General features: G+C 63.0%; 15 protein-coding genes. 8 read left to right on the top strand and 7 right to left on the bottom strand.

Annotated features, from left to right (window positions below):
• Positions 1-10: 10 nt before the first annotated feature.
• The 3 genes from trpA to NKH89_RS29185 are packed head-to-tail and all read right to left on the bottom strand — an operon-like array spanning position 11 to position 2,796.
• Entirely contained in the window at positions 11-850 is an 840-nt protein-coding gene (trpA, locus tag NKH89_RS29175) for a tryptophan synthase subunit alpha (protein WP_352495240.1), read from the bottom strand.
• A gap of 2 nt (positions 851-852) precedes the next feature.
• Positions 853-2,103, bottom strand: a complete 1,251-nt coding sequence (trpB, locus tag NKH89_RS29180; protein ID WP_023718292.1) for a tryptophan synthase subunit beta — start codon at positions 2,101-2,103, stop codon at positions 853-855.
• A 33-nt stretch (positions 2,104-2,136) separates the two neighbouring features.
• Complete coding sequence (locus NKH89_RS29185; protein WP_352495262.1) at positions 2,137-2,796, bottom strand: phosphoribosylanthranilate isomerase; 660 nt, start codon at positions 2,794-2,796, stop codon at positions 2,137-2,139.
• A 167-nt stretch (positions 2,797-2,963) separates the two neighbouring features.
• Here NKH89_RS29185 and NKH89_RS29190 point away from each other — a divergent pair, with 167 nt between their 5' ends.
• Positions 2,964-3,182, top strand: coding sequence for a hypothetical protein (locus tag NKH89_RS29190; RefSeq protein ID WP_352495239.1), 219 nt, complete (start codon positions 2,964-2,966; stop codon positions 3,180-3,182).
• A gap of 9 nt (positions 3,183-3,191) precedes the next feature.
• On the opposite strand, the gene NKH89_RS29195 is transcribed toward NKH89_RS29190, so the two are convergent.
• The 4 genes from NKH89_RS29195 to NKH89_RS29210 all read right to left on the bottom strand — a co-directional run bounded on the left by NKH89_RS29195 (position 3,192) and on the right by NKH89_RS29210 (position 6,559).
• Entirely contained in the window at positions 3,192-3,950 is a 759-nt protein-coding gene (locus NKH89_RS29195; protein WP_023718295.1) for a M48 family metallopeptidase, read from the bottom strand.
• 98 nt (positions 3,951-4,048) lie between these two features.
• Positions 4,049-4,525, bottom strand: coding sequence for a DUF2852 domain-containing protein (locus NKH89_RS29200; protein WP_352495238.1), 477 nt, complete (start codon positions 4,523-4,525; stop codon positions 4,049-4,051).
• A gap of 116 nt (positions 4,526-4,641) precedes the next feature.
• Complete coding sequence (locus NKH89_RS29205) at positions 4,642-5,784, bottom strand: benzoate/H(+) symporter BenE family transporter (protein ID WP_352484470.1); 1,143 nt, start codon at positions 5,782-5,784, stop codon at positions 4,642-4,644.
• Between the two features lie 4 nt (positions 5,785-5,788).
• Positions 5,789-6,559 (bottom strand): alpha/beta hydrolase, encoded by a 771-nt coding sequence (locus NKH89_RS29210; protein WP_352484469.1) that lies wholly within the window; start codon positions 6,557-6,559, stop codon positions 5,789-5,791.
• 214 nt (positions 6,560-6,773) lie between these two features.
• On the opposite strand from NKH89_RS29210, the gene infC reads away from it, so the two are divergent.
• The 7 genes from infC to NKH89_RS29245 all read left to right on the top strand — a co-directional run bounded on the left by infC (position 6,774) and on the right by NKH89_RS29245 (position 13,424).
• Positions 6,774-7,310 (top strand): translation initiation factor IF-3, encoded by a 537-nt coding sequence (gene infC / locus NKH89_RS29215; RefSeq protein WP_023677573.1) that lies wholly within the window; start codon positions 6,774-6,776, stop codon positions 7,308-7,310.
• Positions 7,311-7,512: 202 nt separating this feature from the next.
• On the top strand, positions 7,513-8,154 hold the full coding sequence (locus NKH89_RS29220; protein WP_023718299.1) for a methyltransferase family protein: 642 nt from the start codon (positions 7,513-7,515) through the stop codon (positions 8,152-8,154).
• A 178-nt stretch (positions 8,155-8,332) separates the two neighbouring features.
• Positions 8,333-8,536 carry a 50S ribosomal protein L35 gene (rpmI, locus tag NKH89_RS29225; RefSeq protein ID WP_006201248.1) on the top strand — a complete coding sequence of 68 codons (204 nt, stop codon included), beginning with the start codon at positions 8,333-8,335 and terminating at the stop codon, positions 8,534-8,536.
• 147 nt (positions 8,537-8,683) lie between these two features.
• Entirely contained in the window at positions 8,684-9,085 is a 402-nt protein-coding gene (rplT, locus tag NKH89_RS29230; protein ID WP_006201247.1) for a 50S ribosomal protein L20, read from the top strand.
• A gap of 96 nt (positions 9,086-9,181) precedes the next feature.
• Complete coding sequence (gene pheS / locus NKH89_RS29235) at positions 9,182-10,267, top strand: phenylalanine--tRNA ligase subunit alpha (RefSeq protein ID WP_023718300.1); 1,086 nt, start codon at positions 9,182-9,184, stop codon at positions 10,265-10,267.
• A gap of 106 nt (positions 10,268-10,373) precedes the next feature.
• Positions 10,374-12,782: a phenylalanine--tRNA ligase subunit beta gene (gene pheT / locus NKH89_RS29240; RefSeq protein WP_352910796.1), complete on the top strand. Its 2,409-nt coding sequence runs from the start codon at positions 10,374-10,376 to the stop codon at positions 12,780-12,782.
• 39 nt (positions 12,783-12,821) lie between these two features.
• On the top strand, positions 12,822-13,424 hold the full coding sequence (locus NKH89_RS29245; RefSeq protein ID WP_352484467.1) for a nucleotidyltransferase family protein: 603 nt from the start codon (positions 12,822-12,824) through the stop codon (positions 13,422-13,424).
• Positions 13,425-13,682: the final 258 nt, after the last annotated feature.

Consider the following 13,682-nt stretch of genomic DNA (forward strand, 5'->3'; position numbering starts at 1 on the left):
ATGATCAAGACTATTCGGCGGCAGCAAGGCGAGCCGCGCGAACCCCTTGCGACAGCCCGCTGACCAGCGTGGCGACAGCTTCTGCCGGATCGGCGGTCTTTTCGCCCTTCGGCCCGAGCACGTTGGCGACCGCATTGACGATCGCCGTGCCGACGACGACGCCGTCGGCCGAGGCACCGATGGTGCGCGCCTGCTCGGCGGTCTTGACGCCGAAGCCGACGCAGACGGGCAGGTCGGTATGGCTCTTGATGCGCTTGACCGCTGCCGCCACCTTGCCGGTGTCGGCCAGCGCCGAGCCGGTAATGCCGGTCATCGAGACATAGTAGACGAAGCCCGACGTGTTCTGCAGCACCTTGCGCAGGCGCTTGTCGTCGGTGGTCGGGGTCGCCAGCCGGATGAAGTTGATGCCGGCCTTGAGTGCCGGGATGCAAAGCTCCTCGTCCATCTCCGGTGGCAGGTCGACGACGATCAGCCCGTCTATGCCGCTGGCCAGCGCGTCGCTCAGGAAGCGCTTGACGCCGTAGATGTAGATCGGATTGTAGTAGCCCATCAAGACAATCGGCGTTTCATTGTCGCCGGCGCGGAATTCCGAGGCCATCTTCAGCGTCTTGACCAGTGTCTGGCCGCCCTTCAGCGCCCGCAGGCCGGCCGCCTGGATCGCCGGGCCGTCGGCCATTGGATCAGAAAACGGCATGCCGAGCTCGATGATGTCGCTGCCGGCGCCAGGCAGCGCCTTCATGATCGACAGCGACGTGTCGTAGTCGGGGTCGCCGCCCATGAAATAGGTGACGAGTGCCGGTCGGCCTTCGGCCTTCAGCGTCGCCATGCGGCGGTCGATACGGGTGGTCATGATCAGATCTCCATGCCCAGCATATTGGCCACCGTATGCACGTCCTTGTCGCCGCGGCCGGACAGATTGACGATGACGATCTGGTCCTTGTCCATATCAGGCACGATCTTCACCGCCTGCGCGATAGCGTGGGCGGATTCCAGCGCCGGAATGATGCCCTCGACGCGCGTCGTCAGCTGAAACGCCTCGAGCGCCTCGTCGTCGAGGATCGGCACATAGTCGACGCGGCCGGAATCGCGCAGCCACGAGTGCTCCGGCCCGACGCCGGGATAGTCGAGCCCGGCCGAGATCGAGTGGCCGTCCATGATCTGGCCGTCGGCGTTCTGCAGGAGGTAGGTACGGTTGCCATGCAGCACGCCGGGCGCGCCGGCACTCATCGAAGCGCAATGCTCGATGCCATCGAGGCCGCGGCCGCCGGCTTCGACGCCGATGATGCGAACCTCTTTGTCGTCGAGGAAGGGATGGAACAGGCCGATGGCGTTGGAACCGCCGCCGACACAAGCGATGATGGTGTCCGGCAGCCGGCCTTCCTGCTCGAGGATCTGGGCGCGCGCCTCGGTGCCGATCACCGATTGGAAGTCGCGCACCAGCTCTGGATAGGGGTGGGGGCCGGCGGCGGTGCCGATCAGGTAATAGGTGTCCTCGACATTGGTCACCCAGTCGCGCAACGCCTCGTTCATGGCGTCCTTCAGCGTGCCGTGGCCGGCGGTCACCGGCCGCACTTCCGCGCCCAGAAGCTTCATGCGAAAGACGTTGGGGCTTTGCCGGGCGACATCGGTCGCGCCCATATAGACGATACAGGGAAGCCCAAAGCGCGCCGCCACTGTAGCGGAAGCGACGCCATGCTGGCCGGCTCCGGTCTCGGCGATGATCCTCGTCTTGCCCATGCGCTTGGCGAGCAGGATCTGGCCGAGGCAGTTGTTGATCTTGTGCGAGCCGGTGTGGTTCAGATCCTCGCGCTTGAAATAGACCTTTGCGCCCCCGCCGAGGCCCTTCGCTGCGGAAACCTCGCGAAGATGCCTGGTCAAGCCTTCGGCGAAATAGAGCTTCGACGGCCGCCCGGCGTAATGCGTCGAGAGATCGGTCAGTTCGGCCTTGAAGTCCGGATCGTTCTTGACCTCGTTCCAGTGCCGCTCCAGCTCAAGGATCAGCGGCATCAGCGTTTCGGCAACGAAACGACCGCCAAAAATGCCGAACATGCCCTGCTCGTCGGGGCCGGTGCGGAAGGAATTCGGTATCGCCGGCTTATCCATCGCCGATCTCCTGGTCTGTGGTTTGAAGCGTGGTCAGGCGGCGCGGTTGTCGCGTGCTGCCCCGACGGCCCGGAAAAATTGTTCGATCAGCGCCGGTTCCTTGACGCCCGGCGCGCTTTCCACGCCCGAGGAAAGATCTATTCCGCGCGGGTTCGCCAGCCGAAGGGCGTCGCCGATATTGCCGGCATTGAGCCCACCGGAAAGCATGTAATCGACGCCGGCGTCAAGGCCGGCCAGAATGCGCCAGTCGAAGGCAAGACCGTTGCCGCCCGGCAGTTCCGAACCCTTAGGCGGCTTGGCATCGAACAGAAAGCGGTCGGCAATGCCGATGAAGGGTTTAACCCACTCGAGATCGGCAGCCTCGCTGACCGGCAGTGCCTTCATCACCGGCAAGCCGTAGCGCGCCTTCACCTCAGCCACCCGGTCGGGCGTTTCGGCGCCGTGAAGCTGCAGCATGTCGGGCTGCATTTTTTCGACGATCTCGTCCAGGAACGCGTCGCTGGCGTCGACCGTCACCGCAACCGCCTTGGTCTTGCCGCGCGCCGCTTCGCGCAGGCGGCCGGCTTCCACCGGCTCGACATAGCGCGGGCTTTTGGCAAAGAAATTGAAGCCGACATGGCTGGCGCCGCCGGCCAATGCCGCGGCCAGTGCCTTGTCAGTCTTCAATCCGCATATCTTGATGTCCAGCGCCATGGCGCGGGATTGGCACGAAACGACCAAAGAGTCGAGAAAAAGCATCCTGTTTGCCGCCGGCGCGGAACGCGCTACCTTGCTAATGTAAGAGCGGAACGCGCCACCTTGCTAATATAAGAGCGCAACGCGCTACCTTGCTCAGGCACAAAGGCGGGAGAACAAAGACCATGCCGGAAAAGACCGTCGCGGAACTCAGGCAAAAGCTGGCGCAGGCCCATGAGGTCATCGCTCATTTGATGGACAAGGCAGCCTTCAACGGCGCGGAGGCGCATCGGGCGCTGGCTTATTTCAGCAACGATGGCTTCGAGAAGAATTTCCTGCCCTGGCCGCGCCATGTCGACGAGGGATTGCGGCCGGAGGAGTTGAACGCCGCCAACGACGATTGAATCGGACAACTACTCGAACGTGATCGCCTGCAGCGCGCCGCCATTGCGCTTGAGCCAATCCTTGCAGCGCTCGGTGTCCGGGCACAGCTGCTCGCATAATTTCCAGAATTTCGGGCCGTGGTTCATCTCCTTGAGATGCGCCACCTCGTGCGCCACGAGGTAGTTTATCACCGGCCGCGGCGCCATCATGATGCGCCAGGAAAACGACAGATTGCCGTCCGACGTGCAGGACCCCCAGCGGCTCGACGTATCCTTGAAGCGGATCGCCTTGGCGCGCTTGCCGACCGCAGCACTGTGCTTGGTCACCAGCGCCTCGATCTCGCGCTTGGCTTCGCGCTTGAGGAAATCGGCGATGCGGCGCGGCAGATGCAGGCGCTCACCATGCACGATCATCAGCGGACCGCGCTCGTCGCGCGACAGCGTGACTGTACCGCGTTTCGACGGTTCATGGACGATGCGATGCGGCACACCGCGCACCGGTATCTTGATGCCGGGCCGCACCTGCGGCCGGTTGGGCACCTTGGCCAGCCTTTGCTCCAGCCAGTCCTGATGACGGTCGAGGAATCTTTCCACCTCGCCGCGCCGCAGCCCCGGCGGCACGGTGATGCGCAGGCCGCGGCCGCCGGAATCGATGCGCAGCGTCAGGCGCCGCGCCCTGTCGTTCTCGACGATCTTGAGCGGCAGCGTGCGGCCGGCAACGCAATGCTCGCGCTCCACGACGGGCGTGGGCTTGGGTTTCGTCGGGGTGCGAAAGAAGCCGAAGGACATTCCGGGACGATACGTGATTCGAGGGAAACGACTAGAACAAAAAAGAAACGGCGCCGCTGACGCGACGCCGTTGGATTATCTATCTGGGCACGGGACCCTTACTCGTCGAGCAGGCCTGGCGTGGACTTGCCGGTGGTTTTGTTGTTCGTCGTCGACCCGGTCGTGGGAGACGTCGACTTGTTGCGGTTGGCCATGAAACGATCGAACTCTTCCTGGTCCTTGGCGCGGCGCAATTCGCGGGCATATTCGTCGAACTCGCTCAGCATCTCGTCGAGCTTGCGGCGTTCCTCGGCAAGCCGCTCGAGTTCCTTTTCGCGCCAGTCGTCGAAAGCGACGTTGCCGGTGCGGGCGGAGCCATGCCCCCAGCGCGCGGCCTTGTCGGAACCGCGGCGGCAGCCGGCGAAGATGCCGTCGGTGGCGCGGTTGACGTCGCGCTTGAAGCCGTCGAGCCGGTCGCCCCAGATGATGTAGGCGAGCATGGCGAAGCCGAGCGGCCAGAACACCATGAACCCGATCACCATCAGCGCGATGGTCGCCGGCGTCCAGGCCGGACGGATCAATGCAGATGTGTTCATTTCTCCCAATCCTTCAGTTGGAGACAGCCAAATCCGGCTGCGTGGAATCGAAATGGGATGGAGAAAACGGCGATTCAAGACAGCAACCGCCAAAACCGGACAAGCGGCTGAAATGATTATCGCTTTTTGAGCATTTCAAGGAAAAGCACGACCAATCCGGCGATCAGGCCCCAGAACGCCGCGCCGACGCCGAACAGCGTCAGCCCTGATGCGGTGACGGCGAAGGTGACGGTAGCGGCCATCCGCTCGTCCTCGTCTTTCAAGGCGATCGACAGCGCATTGGCGAGCGGTGCCATCAGCGCCAGGCCGGCGACCAGCGCGATCAGGCTCTGCGGCAATACGGCGAAGATCGCCACCAGCGAGGCGCCGAACAGGGCAAAGACAAGATAGGCCAGCGCGTAGAACGGGCCGGTCTTCCAGCGCTCGGCCGGATCAGGATGCACGTCGGGTCCGGTGCAGATCGCCGCCGAGATCGCCGCCAGATTGGTCGTCGAGGCGCCGAACGGCGCCGTCAGCAGCGAAAACAGGCCGGTGACGCCGATCAGCGGCCCGGGTTCGGGATGATAGCCGGCTGCCCTCAGCACGGCGAGGCCGGATAGGTTCTGCGAGGCCATGGTGACCAGATAGAGCGGCAATGCCAGGCCGATGATCGAAGCGGCGGTGAACTGCGGCATTACCAGCGTCAAGCTCGAGAGTTCCGGTGCCGGCAGACCGCCGACCCGGTCGGTAAGAAAGGCCGCGAGACCGCCGCCGATCAGCACCAACAGCACCGACAGCGCCGGGTTGAACAGGCGGATGACGAAGAAGACCGCAACCAGCGGCAGGATCAGCCAGGGGTCGACGGGCACGGTCTTCACCGCATTGATGGCGAAGGTTACGACGATGCCGGCCAGCATTCCGGACGCGACCGAAGCCGGTATTCTGGCGATCAGCTTGGTCAATGGCCCGAACAGGCCGGTGGCGACCAGCAGGACCCCGGTGACGATGAAGGCGCCAACCGCCTCGCCCATCGAAAAGCCGGTCGATGCGGCGATCAGCGCGACGCCCGGGGTCGACCATGCGGTGATGACCGGCATTTTCGTGCGCCACGACAGCCACAGGCTCTCGATGGCCATCGCCAGGCAGAGTGCCGTCACCCAGCTTGCGGTCTCGACCTGCGTTGCGCCGACCGCCTTGGCGGCGGCAATGACGATGGCCAGCGTACCGCCGAAGCCGACGATCGCCGCCACAAAGGCGGACACCGGAATGGAAATGCGCATGTCTCTATCCCGCCTGCCGCACCATCGCGTCCACCGCCCGCACCAGCATATCGAGATCCTGAGGTCGCGACAGGCGGTGGTCGCCGTCCGGAATGAGCGACAGCGTGACGTCGTCGGCCGGCAGCAGGCCGACCAGCTTGAGCGCATGGCTCGACGGCACGTCGGGATCGGCCAGGCCTTGCAGGATATGGACCGGACAGTGCGTGTCGACCGGCCCGGTCATCACCCGGTTGCTGCGGCCGTCCTCGATCAGAGCGCGCGTGTAGATGTAAGGCTCGGCTGAATAATCCGACGGCTCTTCGAAAAAACCCTTTTTCCTGAGGTCGCGCTTCTGCGCTCCGGTCAGCACCGGCTCCACCAGTTCGAACGTGAAATCGGGCGCCGGGGCCAGCAGCACAAGGCCGGCGACGCTGTTCTCGCCCGCCTTACGCAATTCCTGCACCATGCGCAGCGCGATCCACGCGCCCATCGACGAACCAACCAGGATTTGCCTGCCCTGGGTGAAGCGGCGGAAAACCGCCAGGCTCTCGCCTAGCCATTTCGAGATGGTGCCGTCGGCAAAGGCGCCACCCGATTCGCCATGGCCGGAATAATCGTGGCGCAGGAAGGCCCGGCTTTCTTTGCGCGTCCATTCCGACAGGGTTTCGGCCTTGGTGCCCAGCATGTCGGATTTGTAGCCGCCAAGCCAGACGATGCCGGGCTCGGCACCTGCCGCATGCCTGACGGCGATGCTCGTCCCGTCGACGTCTAGGAAGATCGGGGTGGTGGTGCTCATGGTGTATTCCCTCGCGCCGGTCTTTTGGCACAAGCGGGGGTTCAACGAAAAGTGCTCTGTTACTTTCTTCGCTTGGTGCAGAGGAGCATTCATCGAGCAGGTGATTTCCTGAGAATGCTGTGCTATTGACTCCGGCCGCGCGCTCACCACATTGCGCGTTCGCAATTCTGAACTGAAGAACCCCTTAACGAAACGGCTCAAGGAGACCACGACCATTCGCAGACCTTTCAAAGCAGCGGCGCCCACCAAGGAAGGCCCGCGCTCCAACCGTGATATCCGGGTTCCCCGGGTCCAGCTAATCGACGCCGAAGGCCAGAACCGGGGCGATGTCTCCATCAACGACGCATTGCTGCTCGCCGAAGAGGCTGGGCTCGATCTGGTCGAGATATCGCCCAATGCAGTGCCGCCCGTCGTAAAGATCCTCGATCTCGGGAAGCTGAAATACGCCAACCAGAAGAAGGCGGCCGAGGCGCGCAAGAACCAGAAGGTCATCGAGATCAAGGAGATCAAGATGCGCCCGAACATCGACAGCCACGACTATGAGACCAAGATGAAGGCCGTCCGGCGCTTTTTCGAGGAAGGCGATAAGGTCAAGCTGACATTGCGCTTCCGCGGTCGCGAGATGGCGCACATGGAACTCGGCATGCAGCTTCTGAATAAGGTTCGCGAGGAAGTGGCGCCCATCGCCAAGGTCGAAGCCGAACCGAAGCTCGAAGGCCGCCAGATGATGATGGTGCTGGCGCCCCGCTAAAGCGCGTTGCGCTTTAGTTCTGTTTTGTGCATGTCGTTGTCCCAAAACCGCTGCGCACTTTTGGGCGACATGCATTAAATCCGCCTGAATCATGTTGCAAGGCGTCCCGGCGATCGGCGGGGCGCCTGTTTTCTTGGCCAGACGCTGCGATCGCCGGCGAGAGCAACGACGCTCTGGTTCCCTCGACGATCGGATTCCCGACATGGTCAATGAAGTCAGATACGCGCAAGTTAAGCACGGGCTTGGCAGCTACCAGCATATGCGCAGGATGGTACTTGCCGTTCTCATCATGGTGATGTTCGCGGCGCTGCTGTTCGGCCAGTCGGTTTTCCCTCCCGATACGCCAGTGCATGAAACGATCGAAATGGTCGGCGTCGTGCTGATCTTTCTCGGCATCGTCGGGCGCTTGTGGTCGACGCTTTACATCGGCGGACGCAAATCCTCCGAAGTGGTGACCGGCGGACCCTATTCGATCACGCGCAACCCACTCTACCTTTTCTCCACTTTAGCTGCCGCTGGTGTCGGCGCACAGATCGGCTCCATCGCGGCCACGATCGGCTTTGGAGCGCTCTGCGCGGGTGCCTTTTACATCGTTATCCTGCGCGAGGAGAAATTCCTCAAGGAGGTTCTCGGCGCGCCATACCAGGCCTATCTGGCGAAAGTGCCGCGCTTCTTCCCGAAACTGTCACTGTATCAGGAAGGCGACACCGGCAGCTTCAAGCCGCGCCTGCTGCGAACCACGTTACTGGACGGGCTGGTGTTCCTCCTTGCCTTGCCGGCTTTCGAACTGATCGACGGCGCCCAGCAGTCGGGCATATTACCGGTGCTGTTCCGTTTCCCCTGAGCACTACAAGGTTGCTGAGCGCTGGGTGTTGCGCGCGCCCTCGCTTTGACGTATATGACCGCGTTCCAAAAAAACCGCCCGGCAGGGCATGCCGTGGCGGTTTCATTTGCTTTTCGGGCTTTGGTCGGCCTGAAGCGAACAAAAAGCGCATTGGTGCGCATATAAACGGAGTAGCAAAATGCCCAAGATGAAGACCAAATCGGCCGCCAAGAAGCGGTTCAAGATCACAGGTACGGGTAAAGTTCTGTCGGCTGCGGCCGGCAAGCGTCACGGCATGATCAAGCGTTCCAACAAGTTCATTCGAAATGCCCGCGGCACGATGGTTCTGGCTGAACCGGATGGCAAGAAGGTCATCAAGAATTTTCTGCCGAACGGCCTCTAGGGCATGATGCCAAAAAGTTGCAAACTTTTTGGAAAACATCATGCGCCAAATAAGGGCATTCGGTCTGGACACGCATTTGTTTTACGCAATTCCGAACGGAAAACCGCTAGGCACTTTTCCTGGAATTGCTTTTAAGGAGATCATGACATGGCACGCGTAAAGAGAGGCGTCACCTCGCACGCCAAGCACAAGAAGGTCCTGAAAGCCGCCAAGGGTTTTTACGGCCGCCGCAAGAACACCATTCGCATCGCCAAGCAGGCGGTGGAAAAGTCGCTGCAGTACGCCTATCGCGACCGCAAGAATCGCAAGCGTTCGTTCCGCGCGCTGTGGATCCAGCGCATCAATGCGGCGACGCATGAGCATGGCTTGACCTATGGCCGTTTCATCGACGGTCTCAACAAGGCCGGCATCGAGATCGATCGCAAGATCCTGTCGGACATGGCCATCCACGAGCCGCAGGCTTTTGCCGCACTCGTGGCCAAGGCTAAGGTCGCGCTCGAATACCTCAAGAACACCACGCCGAACGCTTTTGAAAGCGCTGTCGCTTAAGACCAGCGCTTCCCAAGCTATTCGACACTTGATTTGGGAAACCCGCGCTGGCAGGGCTGGCGCGGGTTTTTCTTTGCTTCCAATCGGGTCTGGAACATGAGTGACATGGAAACTCTCGAAAATTCCCTGATGGCCGAGATCGCCTCTGCCGCCGACGAGCAAGCAATCGAGGCGGTGCGTGTCTCTGCCCTCGGCAAGAAGGGTTCGGTCTCCGAGATACTGAAGACACTCGGCTCGATGAGCGCCGAGGAGCGCCAGGTCAAAGGCCCGGCAATCAACGGCCTCAAGAACCGCGTCACCGAGGCACTTTCGGCCCGTCGCGCCGAGCTGAAAGATGTGGCGATCACGGCACGGCTTGCCGCCGAGAAGGTCGACGTCACCTTGCCGGTGCGACAATCGCCGGCCGAGCGCGGCCGCATCCATCCGATCAGCCAGGTTATCGACGAGATCGCGGCGATCTTCGGCGATCTCGGCTTTGCCATCGCCGAAGGTCCCGACATCGAGACCGACTATTACAATTTCACCTCGCTGAACTTCCCGGAAGGCCACCCGGCGCGCGAGATGCACGACACCTTCTTCTTCCAGCCGGACGAGCAGGGCGAACGCAAGCTTTTGCGCACCCACACCTCGCCGGTGCAGATCCGCACCATGGAGATGCAGAAGCCGCCGATCCGCATCGTCATTCCTGGCAAGACCTACCGGCAGGATTCCGATGCCACCCACTCACCGATGTTCCATCAGGTCGAGGGATTGGTGATCGACAAATCGGCCAACGTCGCCAACATGAAGTGGGTACTGGAGGAGTTCTGCAAGGCCTTCTTCGAGGTGCCGAGCGTCAAGATGCGCTTCCGGCCGTCCTTCTTCCCGTTCACCGAGCCCAGCCTCGAGGTCGATATCCAGTGCGACCGTTCGCGGCCTGGCGAGGTGCGCTTCGGTGAAGGCTCAGACTGGCTGGAGATCCTAGGCTGCGGCATGGTCCACCCCAACGTGCTCCGCTACGGCGGCCTCGATCCCGACGAATACCAGGGCTTCGCCTGGGGCATGGGCATCGACCGCATCGCCATGCTGAAATACGGCATGCCCGACCTGCGCGCCTTCTTCGACGCCGATGTGCGCTGGCTGTCGCATTACGGTTTTAGGCCGCTCGACATGCCGACGCTGTTTGGCGGGCTAAGCGCGTGACAACCGGGCCGCAGCAAATCCGCGGGCAGCTAGCCTTCCTGCACATGTCCGACGCGCGGCCGCATAGCTTCAAGCCCAGCGTGCCCAGACCAGACGGAACACAGTCATGAAACTTACCCTCTCCTGGCTCAAGGATCATCTCGAGACCGATGCCTCGCTGGCGGAAATCGTCGAACGTCTCACCTCGATCGGCCTCGAGGTCGAGCATGTCGACGACCGGGCGAGCTTGAAACCTTTCGTCATCGCCAAGGTGCTGACGGCAGTCCAGCATCCCAACGCCGACCGGCTGCGCGTGCTGACCGTCGACACCGGCGACGGCAGGGCGCCGGTGCAGGTTGTCTGCGGCGCGCCGAACGCCCGCGCGGGCCTGATCGGCGCCTTTGCAGCACCCGGCACCTATATTCCCGGCATCCACGTGACGCTGACCGTCGGCAAGATCCGCGGCGTCGAAAGCCACGGCATGATGTGCTCCGAGCGCGAGCTCGAACTGTCCGAGGAGCATGACGGCATCATCGACCTGCCGGCCGATGCGCCGGTCGGCACCAGTTTCGCCGCCTATGCCCATCTCGACGATCCGCTGATCGAAATCAATCTGACGCCGAACCGGCCGGATGCGACCAGCGTTTATGGCATCGCCCGCGATCTGGCGGCGAGCGGGCTCGGCACGCTGAAGAGCGCGCCGATAGAGCCGATCCCCGGCAAGGGCGAGACGCCGGTCAAGGTGACGATCGAAGCGCCGGAGCTCTGTCCCGGCTTTGCGCTGCGCCTGGTGCGCGGCGTCAAGAACGGACCGTCGCCGAAATGGTTGCAGCAAAGGCTTCTCGCCATCGGCTTGAGGCCGATCAGTGCGCTGGTCGACATCACCAATTATGTCACCTTCGATCGCGGCCGGCCGCTGCATGTCTTCGACGCTGCGAAGGTCACCGGCAATCTCACCGTGCGCCGGGCACGCGACGGCGAAAAGGTGCTGGCGCTCGACGGCCGCGAATACACGCTGACGCCGGAGATGTGCGTCATCGCCGACCAGGATGGTATCGAGTCGATCGCCGGCATCATGGGTGGCGAGCATTCCGGCTGCGACGAGAACACCACCGACGTGCTGATCGAGTCGGCACTTTGGGACCCGATCGCCACCGCCCGCACCGGCCGCACGCTCGGCATCATCACCGATGCACGCTACCGCTTCGAGCGTGGCGTCGACCCGGAAATGATGATTCCCGGTGTGGAGCTGGCGACGAGGCTGGTGCTCGATTTCTGCGGCGGTACGCCGACGCAAACCGAAGTCGTCGGCTATGCCGGCCATCGGCCGAAGATCGTCTCGTTCCCATTGTCGGACGTGAAGCGGCTGACCGGCATCGAAGTGCCGCGCTCGACGAGCCTCGACATTCTTGCCCGCCTCGGCTTCAAGCCGGAGGGCACGGGCGATGTCGTCAATGTGGCGGTCCCGTCCTGGCGGCCGGATGTCGACGGCAAGGCCGACCTGGTCGAGGAGGTCATGCGCATCCACGGCGTCGACAATATCGCGCCGCAGCCGCTCGGCAGCCACGACGCGGTCAACGCCAAGATCCTGACTGTGCTGCAGATCCGCACCCGCGCCGCCAAGCGGGCACTTGCCGTGCGCGGCATGATGGAGGCCGTCACCTGGTCGTTCATTCCGGCAAAACACGCCGATTTGTTCGGCGGCGGCCAGCAGGCGCTGAAGCTTGCCAACCCGATCGCCGCCGATATGTCGGACATGCGGCCGTCGCTGCTGCCGGGCCTGATCGCAGCCGCGCAGCGCAACGCCGCCAAGGGCATCGGCGATGTCGCGCTGTTCGAAGTGTCGGGCACTTACGAGGGCGACGGCGCCGACCAGCAGCGGCGTGTTGCCGCCGGCGTTCGGCGCGGCACCGCCAAGCTCGAGGGCTCCGGCCGTCATTGGGCCGGCAACGCCGGCGCCGTCGGCGTCTTCGACGCCAAAGCCGATGCGATCGCAGCACTCGAAGCCTGCGGCGCGCCAGTCGAGCGGCTGCAGATCGAGGCCGGCAGCCCGGCCTGGTATCACCCCGGCCGCTCCGGCACGATCAAGCTCGGGCCGAAGGTAATCCTTGGCACGTTCGGCGAGTTCCACCCGAAGACGCTGGAGGGGCTTGACGTCTCCGGTCCGCTTTGCGGGTTTGAGGTGTTCATCGATGCCGTGCCCGAGCCGAAGGCCAAGCCGACGCGGACAAAGCCGAGGCTCGATCTGTCCGCCTTCCAGGCGGTCAAGCGCGATTTCGCCTTCGTCGTCGACAAGGCGGTCGAAGCCGGCACACTCGTTCGCGCCGCCCTTGCCGCAGACCGGAAGCTGATTTCCGGCGTCTCGGTGTTCGATGTTTTCGAGGGTGCAGCGCTCGGCGCGGCGAAGAAGTCGATCGCCATCGAAGTTTCGATCCAGCCGGTCGAAAAGACGCTGACCGACGAGGATTTCGAGGCGCTGGCCAAGCGCATCGTCGAGAATGTCGGCAAACAGACCGGCGGCGTGCTGCGCGGCTGAGGGATTGCGGACGCATGGCGAATCGCCCTCCAAAGGGCGATGAACCATTTGCGCTATTCAGGGCTGCCCTTCGAGGAACAGCGTGCAGCCTTTCTCGATATCGTCTCGGCCGATCCGCTGGTCGGCGAGACGCTGTCGCGGGTACGGGCGCTCGACCTCCCCGACTGGCTGGTCGTGTCCGGCGCGCTTTACAACAGCGTCTGGAATCATCTGACGGCGAAGCCTTCGGGATATGGCATTCGTGATGTCGATCTGTTCTATTTCGATGAGAGCGATCTGTCTTACGAGGCCGAGGACACGGTCATCCGCCGGGCGGCGAAGCAGTTCGAAGGACTGACGCTGCCGGTCGAAGTGCGCAACCAGGCGCGGGTGCATCTGTGGTTTGAGGCGCGCTTTGGCGGTTCCTATCCCAGACTGTCGTCGTCCGCCGAGGCGCTGTCCTATTTCGCTTCGAAAACCCATGCGGTCGGCGTTAGATTCGGCACCGATGGGCAACTCGCGCTCGTGGCGCCGTTCGGGCTCGACGACATCTTCTCGTTTCGCGTTACCCCGAACCGTGCACTAGATAATCAGCAGACGCACGAGATGAAGGGCGCGCGTGCGAGGGAGAACTGGCCGGAGATCAGTGTCGTGCCTTGGTAGGAAATGTCGGCGGGACAGCACCCCCCTCTGTCCTGCCGGACATCTCCCCCTCAAGGGGGGAGATCGGCAGCTTCGGCGATCCGCTCGCTCCTGCAACGTCCGTGATTGGCGAAAGCCGAGGTGACGTCCAATCTCCCCCTTGAGGGGGAGATGTCCGGCAGGACAGAGGGGGGTGCCTCGCGCCAATATCTCGCAATTATTTGCATTGCGGTGCGACCGAAAACGGGGCGCCGAAACGCCCCGTTCGATTACGCCGTC

This window comes from Mesorhizobium sp. M0923, from assembly GCF_040319365.1.
GTDB lineage: Bacteria > Pseudomonadota > Alphaproteobacteria > Rhizobiales > Rhizobiaceae > Mesorhizobium.

Bases quoted from the DNA above. Each gene is read 5' to 3' on its own strand.
- NKH89_RS29205 (WP_352484470.1), bottom strand. From the start codon at position 5,784: ATGCGCATTTCCATTCCGGTGTCCGCCTTTGTGGCGGCGATCGTCGGC.
- NKH89_RS29185 (WP_352495262.1), bottom strand. From the start codon at position 2,796: ATGGCGCTGGACATCAAGATATGCGGATTGAAGACTGACAAGGCACTG.
- rplT (WP_006201247.1), top strand. From the start codon at position 8,684: ATGGCACGCGTAAAGAGAGGCGTCACCTCGCACGCCAAGCACAAGAAG.
- NKH89_RS29195 (WP_023718295.1), bottom strand. From the start codon at position 3,950: ATGTCCTTCGGCTTCTTTCGCACCCCGACGAAACCCAAGCCCACGCCC.
- pheS (WP_023718300.1), top strand. From the start codon at position 9,182: ATGAGTGACATGGAAACTCTCGAAAATTCCCTGATGGCCGAGATCGCC.
- pheT (WP_352910796.1), top strand. From the start codon at position 10,374: ATGAAACTTACCCTCTCCTGGCTCAAGGATCATCTCGAGACCGATGCC.
- NKH89_RS29200 (WP_352495238.1), bottom strand. From the start codon at position 4,525: ATGAACACATCTGCATTGATCCGTCCGGCCTGGACGCCGGCGACCATC.
- trpA (WP_352495240.1), bottom strand. From the start codon at position 850: ATGACCACCCGTATCGACCGCCGCATGGCGACGCTGAAGGCCGAAGGC.
- NKH89_RS29190 (WP_352495239.1), top strand. From the start codon at position 2,964: ATGCCGGAAAAGACCGTCGCGGAACTCAGGCAAAAGCTGGCGCAGGCC.
- trpB (WP_023718292.1), bottom strand. From the start codon at position 2,103: ATGGATAAGCCGGCGATACCGAATTCCTTCCGCACCGGCCCCGACGAG.
- NKH89_RS29220 (WP_023718299.1), top strand. From the start codon at position 7,513: ATGGTCAATGAAGTCAGATACGCGCAAGTTAAGCACGGGCTTGGCAGC.
- NKH89_RS29245 (WP_352484467.1), top strand. From the start codon at position 12,822: ATGAACCATTTGCGCTATTCAGGGCTGCCCTTCGAGGAACAGCGTGCA.
- rpmI (WP_006201248.1), top strand. From the start codon at position 8,333: ATGCCCAAGATGAAGACCAAATCGGCCGCCAAGAAGCGGTTCAAGATC.
- NKH89_RS29210 (WP_352484469.1), bottom strand. From the start codon at position 6,559: ATGAGCACCACCACCCCGATCTTCCTAGACGTCGACGGGACGAGCATC.